General features: G+C 70.5%; 10 protein-coding genes and 1 rRNA gene. 3 read left to right on the forward strand and 8 right to left on the reverse strand.

Translation table 11 applies throughout. From position 1 onward, the window contains the following. Positions 1-88, forward strand: a 5S ribosomal RNA gene (gene rrf, locus ACZ4A5_RS20285); the annotation flags it as partial. A 74-nt stretch (positions 89-162) separates the two neighbouring features. Here the strand turns inward: rrf and ACZ4A5_RS20290 are convergent. Beyond that, complete coding sequence (locus ACZ4A5_RS20290) at positions 163-1152, reverse strand: hydroxyacid dehydrogenase (RefSeq protein WP_467585629.1); 990 nt, start codon at positions 1150-1152, stop codon at positions 163-165. A gap of 94 nt (positions 1153-1246) precedes the next feature. Here ACZ4A5_RS20290 and ACZ4A5_RS20295 point away from each other — a divergent pair, with 94 nt between their 5' ends. Then, a complete protein-coding gene (locus ACZ4A5_RS20295; RefSeq protein ID WP_467585632.1) occupies positions 1247-1783 on the forward strand; it encodes a GNAT family N-acetyltransferase in 537 nt (178 codons plus the stop codon). A 30-nt stretch (positions 1784-1813) separates the two neighbouring features. On the opposite strand, the gene ACZ4A5_RS20300 is transcribed toward ACZ4A5_RS20295, so the two are convergent. From ACZ4A5_RS20300 to ACZ4A5_RS20325, 6 genes are all read right to left on the reverse strand, one after another. Then, the gene (locus tag ACZ4A5_RS20300) at positions 1814-3277 is read right to left on the reverse strand and encodes a DEAD/DEAH box helicase family protein (RefSeq protein ID WP_467585635.1); all 1464 of its coding nucleotides are present in this window, start codon (positions 3275-3277) and stop codon (positions 1814-1816) included. A gap of 3 nt (positions 3278-3280) precedes the next feature. Continuing rightward, on the reverse strand, positions 3281-4699 hold the full coding sequence (locus tag ACZ4A5_RS20305) for an ATP-binding protein (RefSeq protein WP_467585637.1): 1419 nt from the start codon (positions 4697-4699) through the stop codon (positions 3281-3283). A gap of 11 nt (positions 4700-4710) precedes the next feature. Then, a complete protein-coding gene (locus tag ACZ4A5_RS20310) occupies positions 4711-6264 on the reverse strand; it encodes an SCO6880 family protein (RefSeq protein WP_467585902.1) in 1554 nt (517 codons plus the stop codon). Between the two features lie 2 nt (positions 6265-6266). Next, positions 6267-7637 (reverse strand): hypothetical protein, encoded by a 1371-nt coding sequence (locus ACZ4A5_RS20315; RefSeq protein ID WP_467585640.1) that lies wholly within the window; start codon positions 7635-7637, stop codon positions 6267-6269. After that, positions 7627-8523, reverse strand: a complete 897-nt coding sequence (locus tag ACZ4A5_RS20320) for a DUF8175 domain-containg protein (protein ID WP_467585643.1) — start codon at positions 8521-8523, stop codon at positions 7627-7629. The genes ACZ4A5_RS20315 and ACZ4A5_RS20320 overlap by 11 nt, the downstream gene beginning before the upstream one ends. A 278-nt stretch (positions 8524-8801) precedes the next feature. Continuing rightward, positions 8802-9113, reverse strand: coding sequence for a hypothetical protein (locus ACZ4A5_RS20325; protein ID WP_116213239.1), 312 nt, complete (start codon positions 9111-9113; stop codon positions 8802-8804). 405 nt (positions 9114-9518) lie between these two features. On the opposite strand from ACZ4A5_RS20325, the gene ACZ4A5_RS20330 reads away from it, so the two are divergent. Continuing rightward, positions 9519-10751 (forward strand): serine/threonine-protein kinase, encoded by a 1233-nt coding sequence (locus ACZ4A5_RS20330; RefSeq protein ID WP_467585646.1) that lies wholly within the window; start codon positions 9519-9521, stop codon positions 10749-10751. 38 nt (positions 10752-10789) lie between these two features. Here ACZ4A5_RS20330 and ACZ4A5_RS20335 read toward each other — a convergent pair whose 3' ends face one another. Continuing rightward, positions 10790-10993, reverse strand: a complete 204-nt coding sequence (locus tag ACZ4A5_RS20335) for a DUF397 domain-containing protein (protein WP_361525583.1) — start codon at positions 10991-10993, stop codon at positions 10790-10792. Between the last annotated feature and the right edge of the window lie 94 nt (positions 10994-11087).

The following is an 11087-nucleotide window of genomic DNA, read 5'->3' on the forward strand; positions in this document are numbered from 1 at the left end:
CGGTTACATTCCGAACCCGGAAGCTAAGCCTTTCAGCGCCGATGGTACTGCATGGGGGACCGTGTGGGAGAGTAGGACGCCGCCGAACAAATTTTGATGAAATGCCCTGGTGGGAACTCCGGTTCCTGCCAGGGCATTTCTGCGTTCCCGGGCACTTCTGTCTCACGCGAGCCGCTCCAATTGGTCGGGCGTCACCCGCCCCAGCAGCGGCGCTCCCCGTACCAGCCGTGCCACCTCGTCCACCGCGTAGACCCCGAGCCGGCGGGCCTCGCTGCCCTGTGCGCCGGCGATGTGCGGGGTGACCAGCACGTTCCGCAGCTGGAGCAATCGGTGCCCGGCAGGCAGTGGTTCGGGGTCCGTGACGTCGAGGAAGGCGTCGAGGCGGCCCGAGGCGCATTCGCGGGTGAGGGCTTCCGTGTCGATCAGCGAGCCGCGTGCCGTATTGACGACCGTGCCGCCGTCGGGGATGAGCGCGAGGTGCTCCGCGTCCAACAGGTGGTGTGTTTCGGGCAATTGCGGGGCGTGCACGCTGACGATGTCGGCCGCCCGGCAGAGGCCCGCCAGAGCGACGGATTCCGCCCCCAGGCTCGCCGCTTCGGTCTCGGAGACATACGGGTCGTGCAGGAGGAGCCGATATCCGACGCAGGAAGCGCGCAGGCGGCCCATGACGCGGCGGCCTATACGAGAAGCGCCGATGATGCCGATGGTGCGGCCGTCGGAGCCCTGCCGGTCCCGGAAGGCGGGCCAGCCGGACTCATAGGCCGCCGCGGTCGACAGGGCCTTCTTCGTGGCCAAGGTGATGGCGGCGAGGCTGAAGTCGACGACCGGGCCGGCATTGGCCCCGGCGGCGGAGGAGACCGCTATGCCGCGCTCCCATACCCCCGCCGTCACCAACTCCTTTATCGAACCCGCCGCGTGGACGACGGCCCGCAGCCGGGGCGCGCTTTCCAGCACGGCCTCCGTCAGGGGCGGGCATCCCCACCCGGTGATGAGTATGTCGGCGCCTTCCAGAGCCGCACGGGCCTCCGGAGTGGTGAGTGGTCCGACGAGTGTGCCGAGCACCGGAGCGGCGAGCCCCGCGAGCCTGGCCCGTAGATCCGGGGGCAGGACCGCCGCGGCTTCGTCCGCCCCCATGGCTATGACTACGACCATCCCCCGTATACCGTTCACGCGCTCTCCCATGCCCCCGTGGCACAGCGGGAAAACTGATTTGCCCAGGCCATGGACGCAGGTTGACCATCGGTAGATGGAGCATCTGATCAGAACCGTGCGGCCCGACGAGTGGCGGAAGGCCAAGGAGTTGCGCCTGATCGCACTCTCCGATCCGGCCGCGCCGATCGCCTTTCTCAGCACCTATGACGAAGCTGTCGCCCAGCCCGACGAGTTCTGGCAGGACCGGGCGCTTTCCACGTCCTTCGTCGCCGAAGGGCCCGACGGCGCTTGGGCGGGAAATGTGACCGTCCTGGTGGAACTGCCCGGCACCGAGGGCGTTTTCGGCGGTCCGGCGGTCGTGCCGCAGACGCATCTGGTCGCGGTCTTCGTACGCCCTGAGCACCGCGGCACGGGCCTGACGGAGGCCCTCTTCCGGGCGGCGCTCGACTGGTCATGGGGCCTTGCCGAGCCCCGTATGGCTCGGGCGCGGCTCTATGTGCACGAGCGGAACGCCCGGGCCGAGGGGCTGTACCGGAAGCTCGGTTTCGAGCGGACGGGCGTCACCGTGCCGATGCAGGGCGATCCGTCGTCGCTGGAATACGAGATGGCGCTCGCCCGGCCGGCTGTCTGATCCGTACGGGCGGAAGGGTGCGCGGCCGTGTCAGGGGCTCGCCTGCAGAGGGCGGCCCCAGCGGGCGCGTGCCTGTTCCTCCGAGCGCAGGAGGGCGAACGTCGGCAGGCCCAAGGACTCGCCGTCCGCCAGGAGGCCGGGCAGGGCGGGCACCGGCGCCACCGCCGCGACGTCGTCCAGGACGAACGTCAGTGGTGGGTCGAGCCGACCGGCAGATGACCCTCCGGCCATGCCCCGGCCGAGCTCGACCACGCTTGCGACGAGTGCGGTCAGCAGAGGCATCGCACCCGGGCGGGTGCGAGGATCCTCAATCGCCTCACCCACCACGTACAGGGTTCCCCCTTCTGCGATGAATGATTCCCACGCGAGAGCATCGGCTCGATTGGGATTGCAGGCGTCCCGAATATGGATGGACGAAAGGGAATTGAGCGCCCGACTCGTCAATTCTTGTGCCATATCCCGGCGTTCCGGATGACCAGTCAAGGCCGACTCCAGCTCACCCGCCGCGCCGCCCGCCGCCTTGGGGTGCGTGCGGAGGATCCGTACGGGCTCGTGCGCCCCCGTTCCCTGGGCCCAGCGGTGCACTTGGCGGAACGGGCGGCCGTCCACGGCCGCCGCGTGCAGCCAGCAGCGCAGCAGGGTCTCCGCGGTGTCGGCCGTCGCCGAGTCAAGGGCGCTCAGCGGGCGCACGGGCGCGAGCAGCGCTGCCGCGCGCGTGGCCGCCGTGTCGCGGACCTCGCAGCCGGCCGTGGGGGACCAACGGAGGCGGCTGGGGGTGTCGAGGAGGTGGCTCGGGTCGAAGACGTGCACCGGGCCGAGCTTGGCGCGGGAGTCCTTGGTGTCGGCCCACAGCTCGGGGTCGCTGGTGGTCACCAGCACGGGCCCGGCCGCTTCGAGGATCGCGCGCGCCGCCGCACCGCGCCGGTCGGTGCTGTGGACGACGCGCGGCGGCGGGGCGTCCGCGGCGGGGGACGCCGTGGTGGGCTGTTGCCGCTCCCTGGGCTGGGGTGGCACGGCGGCCGTGACCGCCGGGGGCTCGGTCGCCGGGGAGGCGGCCTGGGAGCTCGCAGGGGCCTCTGCCGGGGCCTGAGTGGCCACCGGCGTCCCCGTGGTCACCTCCGCGCGCCGTCGCGCCCGTACGGCCCGCCAGCGGGTCCACGTGCCCAGGACGAAGACGCCCAGCACGACGAGCGCCAGCAACTCGCCGATGAGCAGGCCCCAGAAGAGCCCGTATCCGGAGAGCGCGGCCGGAGGGGTGTCCGGCCAGGCGGCCGCGAGGTCGTGCGGTTCGGTGGCCAGGTGGCGCAGGGCCACGGGCGTACGGTCCAGGCTGACGCCGTCCGGCCAGTCGCCGTGCGCGGCCAGGCCGGCGAGGCCGGTCGTCACCCACACCAGCAGGGTCAGGCCCAGCAATAACGCGATGACGCCGACCAACAGGCCATCCGGAATGCCACGTTCGGGTCGGCGCTCCCCGGCGGGGTGGGAACCGCTCATCGGTCAGGCCACCGTCGACTCGGAGCCGTACGCCCCGTCGGCCAGCTGTGCCTCCATGGCCGCGGCCGCGCGTTCGGCGGCTGCCGCCTCCGCCGCGAGTTCGCGGGCCAGGTAGTCCTCGCCGTTCTCGGTCATCGCGCGGTCGGTGAAGACCAGCGGCCGCTCGGCGTCGGTGATCAGGTGCTTGACCACTTGGACGTTGCCGTTGACGTCCCACACGGCGATGCCGGGCGTCAGCGTGGGGATGATCTCGACGGCCCACCGCGGCAGGCCGAGGACCCTGCCGGTGGCGCGGGCCTCGTCGGCCTTCTGCGCGTAGATCGTGCGCGTCGAGGCCATCTTCAGGATCGCGGCCGCCTCCCGCGCGGCCGCGCCGTCGACCACGTCCGACAGGTGGTGCACCACCGCCACGAACGACAGGCCGAGCCGGCGTCCGAACTTCAGCAGGCGCTGGAAGAGTTGCGCGACGAAGGGCGAGTTGATGATGTGCCAGGCTTCTTCCACCAGGAAGATGCGCTTCTTGCGGTCCGGGCGGATCCAGGTGTGCTCCAGCCACACGCCCACGATGGCCATCAGGATGGGCATGGCGATCGAGTTGCGGTCGATGTGGGAGAGGTCGAAGACGATCAGCGGCGCGTCGAGGTCGATGCCCGCCGTCGTCGGCCCGTCGAACATGCCCCGCAGGTCACCGTCGACCAGCCGGTCGAGCACGAGAGCGACATCCAGGCCCCACGCGCGCACATCGTCTATGTCGACATTCATCGACTCCGCGGACTCGGCTTCCGGATGGCGCAGTTGCTCGACGATGTCGGTCAGCACGGGTTGTCGGTCGAGGATCGTCTCGTTGACGTACGCGTGCGCCACCTTGAGCGCGAAACCGGACCGCTCGTCCAGGCCGCGGCCCAGGGCCACTTCGATGATCGTGCGCAGCAGCGCGAGCTGTCCGGTGGTGGTGATCGAGGGGTCCAGCGGGTTCAGCCGGATGCCACCGTTGAGCGCGGCCGTCGGGTCGAGCCGGATGGGCGTTATCCCCAGCTGCTGGGCGATGAGATTCCACTCGCCGACACCGTCCTCGCCCTGTGCGTCGAGGACGACCACCTGCCGGTCGCGGAAGCGCAGCTGGCGCAGGACGTACGTCTTCTCCAGCGCCGACTTGCCGTTGCCGGACTCACCCAGCACCAGCCAGTGCGGGGCCGGCAGCTGCTGGCCGTACAGCTGGAAGGGGTCGTAGATGTAGCCCTTGCCGGAATACACCTCGCGCCCGATGACGACGCCGGAGTCGCCGAGGCCCGGTGCCGCGGTCGGCAGATAGACGGCCTGGGCCTGCCCGGTGGAGGTCCGCACGGGCAGTCGGGTGGTCTCCACCTTCCCGAACAGGAAGCTGGTGAACGCCTCGGTGAGTACGGCCAGTGGGTCGAGCACGGCGGTTGCCCCTATCGTCGGATGCCGGTCGCGAACGGCAGCGTGTTGACGAAGGCCCGGTGGTGCTCGCGGTCGCACCACTCCAGCTTGAGGTAGCTCTTGCCGGCCGACGCTCTTATCGTGCGCTTGTCGCGTGCCAGTGCCTCCGGTGAACGCGACGACACGGTGATGTATCCGACGAGGTTGACGCCGGCCGCACCGCTCGCGAGGTCCTCGCCGCGCTGGTCGACGCGGGAGTGGTGGGCCACGTCGCGCGGGTCCACGACCCGGTTCATCTTGGCGGCGCGCGAGGCGTCCGCGTCGTCGTTCGTCTTCTCCGTCAGCATCCGCTCGATGGCGACGTCCGTCGGCTCCAGATCCATGCAGACGGCGACCGTCCGGATGACGTCCGGGGTGTGCACGAGCAGGGGCGCGAGGAAGTTGACGCCCACCGGCGTCATCGGCCATTCCTTCACCCAGGCGGTGGAGTGACACCAGGGTGCGCGTGTTGACGACTCGCGCGTCTTCGCCTGGAGGTACGTCGGCTCCATGGCGTCCAGTTCGGCGGGCCACGCGTTGCGCTGCGTCATCGCCTGGATGTGGTCGATGGGGTGGTCCGGGTCGTACATCGAGTGCACGAGCGACGCCAGCCGCCCCTGCCCGAGCGGCTGGCGCACCCGGATGTCGGCCTCGGCGAGCCGGGCGCAGATGTCGGTGAGTTCGCGTGCCATGACGACGGCGAGCCCGCCGTCCCGGTCGAGCCGCCGCGCGCCACCCTCGTGCCGGGAGGCGCGCGCGATGGTCTGCGCCTCGGCGGCCAGGTCGCGGGTGTAGTGCATGCAGGCGACGAGGTAGGCGCGGTGCTGCTCGGATGAGGTCGAGACCATGGACTGCAGCTGGTCGTAGGAGTCCTTGAGCCACTGGGGAGACTTCTCGTCGCCCCGGCGCTCGACATCCTTGGCGTGCGCGTCGGGGTCGGCGGGGAGCGTGCGGGCCAGCATCTGGATGCGCGTCACATAGCCGTCGCCGTTGGCGACGTGCTTGAGCAGTGTGCCGAACCGGTCGACGAGCGCCTCCTGGTCCTCCGAGTCGCGCAGCCCGACACCCGGCCCCTCGATCTCGATCGCGGCCGTGACCGTACGGCGGTCGGCGTGCAGCAGGACGGCGATCTCGTCCGGTCCGAAGGGCGCCGCGAGCCAGCTGATCCGGCCGATCCCCGGCGGCGGCCCGACCTCGACCTCGCGCCCGTCCAGGCTCGTGCCGGCCTCGGCGGCGGAGGAGCGGTAGGTGGCGCCGCGGCGCAGCGTGCGCTTGTACGTGCGGTTGATCTCGAACCACTTGTAGAACGTGCGCTGTTTGTACGGGACGTACACGGCCGACAGCGCGAGCGCCGGGAAGCCGCTGAGCGTCAGGATCCGCAGCGGGAGGATCGGCACCAGGAGGCCGCACATCATGCCGAGGAAGGCGCCGGCGATGATCAGGGCGATCTCGCCGGTCTCCCGGTTCTTGCCGACGACCGCGTTGGGACGGGCGCGGCCGATCAGATACGTACGGCGGGCCGCGATCGGCTGGGACTGGGCCTGGATCGTCAACTCCGCTCACCTCCTGGCGTATTGCTGCGGTTCTGTGCGCGAGGCGCCGGTACGGCGGAGGGGGCGCTTCCGTTGCCGGCCTTGCCGCCTTCCGGGCGGGCGGGCGCGCGGGTGCTGTGGGCGGCGACGCCGCCGGACACGGAGTTGCCGGGACGGGCCTGGGCGCCGCCGCCGTTCCCGCCGTTGCCGCGGGCGCTGTGGGTGGTGATGCCCTGCTTGACCAGGGCGGCGGGCGAGGAGATCACGGCGGCCGCCTGCCGGGAGGCCGCGTCCTTGCTGGCGTTGCGCGTGTGGACGATCTCGTCGCCGAACCCGGGGACGAAGCGGTAGATCATCGCGCTGGCGAAGATGGCGAGGATGATGATGGCGAGCCCGGACACGACGGCGGAGAAGGAGTTCGGGCCCTTTCCGGAGGACAGGGCTCCGGCAAGTCCCAGCACCACGACGATGATCGGTTTCACCAGGATCACCGCGATCATGACGCCCGCCCAGCGGCGCACGTGGCCCCACATGTTCTTGTCGACCAGACCCGCGTAGACGGCGGTGCCGAGGAGGGCGCCGACGTAGAGCAGGGCGGCCCGGATCACCAGCTCCAGCCACAGCACGCCGGCGGCGAGCACGGACACGAGCGAGACCACGATCAGCATGATCGGGCCGCCGCCGATGTGGTCGCCCTTCTGGAGGGCGTCGGCGAAGGCGCCGAAGAAGGTGTCGTTGTTCGAACCACTGCCGGTGGCGATGACATCGGTGACGGCGTCGGTGGCCGACACGAGGGTGTAGAGGATCAGCGGGGTGAACGCGGAAGCGAGCACCGTCAGCCACAGGAACCCCACGGCCTCCGTGAACGCCTCCGTGAACGGCACGCCGCGCACGGCCCGCTTGGCGACGGCCAGCAGCCAGAGGACGAGCGTGAGGATGCTGGACGCGGCGAAGACGACGGCGTACTGCTGGAGGAAGGTGGCGTTGGTGAAGTCGACGTTGCCGGTGGCGTGCACGGCTTGGGAGAGCTTCTTGATGATCCAGGAGGCGGCGTCGGCACAGCCTTTGGCGAGGGAGCTGAGGGGGTCTGTGGAGGATTGGGGGTCGGGGGTGGTGGGGGTGGAGCCGGTGTTGCCGCTTTGGCAGTAGTCGTGTGCCGGGCCGTGGATGAGGTCGCACGGGTTCTTGCCCGGGCCCGGGCTCGCGCTCGCACTCGGGCCCGCGCTCGCACCCGGAGTGGGCGTGGAGGGCGGTGCGGAGCCCGGCGGTGAGCTCGGGGGAGGTGACGGTACGGCGAACGCCCGGCTTGCCAGGAGGATCACGGATACCTGCGCGGCGGCCAGAACCCCCGACACGGTGAGGGCGCGCTGGCGGAGACTACCTGGCATACGTGAACCCTCCGTACCCGTTGACCGCGTCGGCGATGGCGCTGGCGCTCGAAGCCGGGACATCGCCACTGACCGGGGCGGGACCCTCCTTCTGGGAGTGATCGACGGCCTTCCAGTCGTTGTCGGTCCAGGTCAGGTGCATGGTGATGGTGAACCAGCCCGTGGTGACCGGTTTGGTCGAGCCTTCGCCGGCCAGCCCCAGCAGGCCCGTGCACCAGACCTCGACCGTGGCGCTGTCCTGGCTGAACTGCGTGGTCTTGGTGCCGATCGGAATGGTCCGCGACACGAACGTGAGCCCTTTGGGGGCCGATCCGTCTCCGTTGAGGCCGACGTTCTTGAAAAAGGTCGACGAGTACGCCTGGTCCAGGTTGCCCTGGAACTTCTCCACTGCCGAAGGCGCGATCACTGCCTTCACGATGTCGTGCCGCTTGGCCGTGTTGAACATCTCGACCGAGCCGAGCGCAACCGCATAATTCGAAGCCGCCGACTGCGCCCCCTGCTCCGTATGCGCGAACCCCGACGCGATCCCCGTCGCACCGTCCTTGCCTGTCACCGGCTTCACGCCCGTGGGAGCGGTCGGCTGCGCGCTCGCCTTTCCGCCGGCCGCATCCGAGTCGTCCGACGAGCCGCCGCCGCCTCTGTTCGCGAAGGCGATCGCCGCGATGAGGAGCACGACGACGCCGACGACGGTGATGAGGTTCCGGCTGGACAGGCCGCTGCCGCGGCCCGGGCGGCCGCCGTGTGGGCGCCGGTTCGGGCCGTACAGCTCGCCCTCGCCCTCCGGCAGGCGGGTGCGCGTCAGGTGGCGGTCGAAGCCGGCGGGTTCGCCGTAGTCGCCGCCCGGGCGGCCGGGGTCCTGGCCGTAGCCGTCGTCACCGAGACTCATCGCGCGCACGTCCCCTCATACGTCTTCGCCGCTGTGGCACCCGCATATGACGGTAGCGGCGCGGAGCGGTTCTGGGGGGAGGAGTACGAGGGGGTGTGAGGGGGCATCAGGTGGCAGCCTCGGTGCGGGGGGACTCGGGGACGAGAGGGTCTGCGCGGGGGTGATGCGCGGCGGGACTCATGGGGTCGGTGGGGCGGTTGGGGCTGACGATGAGGAGGTGGCCGGAGGGTGGGGCCGGTTCGTCAAGAGGGCCGCGCGGTACGGCCGGATCGCGTGGGTCAGATGGCCATGCCGTAGACAATGGTGAAGAGAGTGCCGAGCGAGCCGATGATGAATACACCGGTGAGTCCGGCCACGATCAGGCCCTTGCCCTGTTCGGCGCTGAAAGTGTCCCGCAAGGCCGTCGCCCCGATGCGCTGTTTCGCCGCACCCCAGATCGCGATAGCGAGGCAGAGCAGGATGGCCGCCGCCATCACGACCTCGACCAGAACACGTGCCTCGTTGCCCAGGCTGCCGAACGGCCCCCATTTCGGGGCAATTCCGCCAATGATGGTGTTGATGTCACCCTTGTCGCCGGCCGCCAAAAACATTTGTAACTCACCGCCCCTTATGGGTAGTTGTCATCCCCTCCGCCGCCTGGCAAAGGTCAGGACCTATCTTCGCCGACGATGCCGCTCCGGCATGTCGACTTGGCGCCATTTTTTGCCGGAACCCGTACGCCTTTCACCGATGCCGGTGCGGCCTGCGTCGCGAGGCGCTGTCAGTGGGGAGTCCTATGGTGACTCTATGTATCACGCGTATGGACGGCGAGCAATGATCGGCGAGGTGGGGGCCCATGCGGATGTTCGAGTGGCGGTGTGTTCGGTCGGTACGCTGGAGCCTGCGCCGCCTGGTTGATCACCGGGCCTCGTGGCCGTGGGGCCTGATCGCCGTGTGCGTCGCCCTCACCGCCTGTGTCCGGCGCTCCGGGGGCGTCGAGAACAAGGGTGGTACGGGTGCTGGTAGCCGATCGGTACCGGCTGGGAGAGCTCCTCGGCCGCGGCGGCATGGGCGAAGTCTGGGAAGCCCGGGACGAGGTGCTCGGCCGTCAGGTCGCGGTGAAGCTGCTGCTGGGCGACGAGGCCGACGAGTCGGCGGCGTCGCGGTTCCGGCTGGAGGCGCAGACGGCCGCCCGCCTGAATCACCCCCAAGTGGTCGGTGTCTACGACTTCGGGGCCTGGGACGGGCGTTTCTATCTGGTCATGGAGCTGGTCCGGGGCCCGAGCCTGGCCCAGGAGCTCGCCGCGCGCGGCACCCTGGACCCCGCCCGCGTCGCGCGCATCGCCGCCCAGGCGGCCTCCGGGCTGGCGGCCGCGCACCGGCAGGGAGTGGTCCACCGGGACGTCAAGCCCGGCAATCTGATGCTCGACGCCGACGGCACGCTGAAGATCGGCGACTTCGGCATCGCCCGCTTCGTGGACGAGACGTCCACGGCGCTGACCAGGGTCGGTCAGATCGTCGGCACGAGCACCTATCTCGCGCCCGAGCGCGCGCTCGGGCGGATGGCGGGCCCGGCCTCCGATGTGTACGCGCTGGGCTGCGTGCTCTATCAGCTCCTCGTGGGCCGGCCGCCGTTCTGGGCGGACAGCCCGACGGCGCTGCTCTATCTCCACGTCGACGCGGCGCCCGAGCCGCCGGGCCGCCATCGGGCCGACCTGCCGCCCGCCTTCGAGTCCTGTCTCCTGCGCATGCTGGCCAAGCAGCCGGAGGAGCGGCCGTCGGCGGAAGAGGTGGCGGAGTGGTTCGCGGGGCCGTCGTGGCAGGGCGCCCCTCCGGCCGCGCCGCCGCGCGCCGCGCCGGGGCCGGTCGTCGGCCCCTGGGGACCGGCCGCCGCGTCGGCGCCGGCTCCGATGCCCGCCGCCCCCGTAGGCCCCCAGGCTCCCGCTCCCACGCGGACACCGGCTCCCGTGCCCACGCCGGCGGCCACCCCGGCGCGGCGTGGCCGCAAGGACGTACGGAAGCCGAAGGTGCTGGTCATCGCGTCGGCCGGGGCCGCGGCGTTCGTGGTGGCGGCCGCGATCGGCGCTTGGGCGTTCGGTTCCGGCGGCGGGGGCGCACAGCCGCAGGGGCCGGGCCCGGAGGTTCAGCGGGTTCTCCCGGCGGATGTGACAGCGTCGCCTTCGGGCGAGGCGCGGAAGGGTGGCCACGGCAAGAAGAAGCCACGCCACGGCGGCGAATCCGACGACTGAGGTGCCGTCGTCGCCGGTGGCCGGGTGTGGACCGTGGCTTACTCGACGCCTTCCACGAAGTGGTCGAACTCGCCTGCCTTGACGCCCAGGACGAAGGCGTCCCACTTCGCGTCGGTGGTCACCACCACCTCGTCCGGCCGGTGGTTCTCCCGGATGTAGACATTGCCGTCGTCACCGAAAGCGACCTCAAGATATTCCGTTTCGTCACCCTCGGTCGCCGGAATCCAGTTGAGCTCTGCCACGGTTCCCCCTCAAGGGATGTACGGCTGAATGTCGTTGTTCACGATAGAGGACCACCGCGTGCCCCGCCTGACCCTCCGTTCGATTTCTGTCGCG

The organism is Streptomyces sp. NPDC025618 (assembly GCF_055558795.1).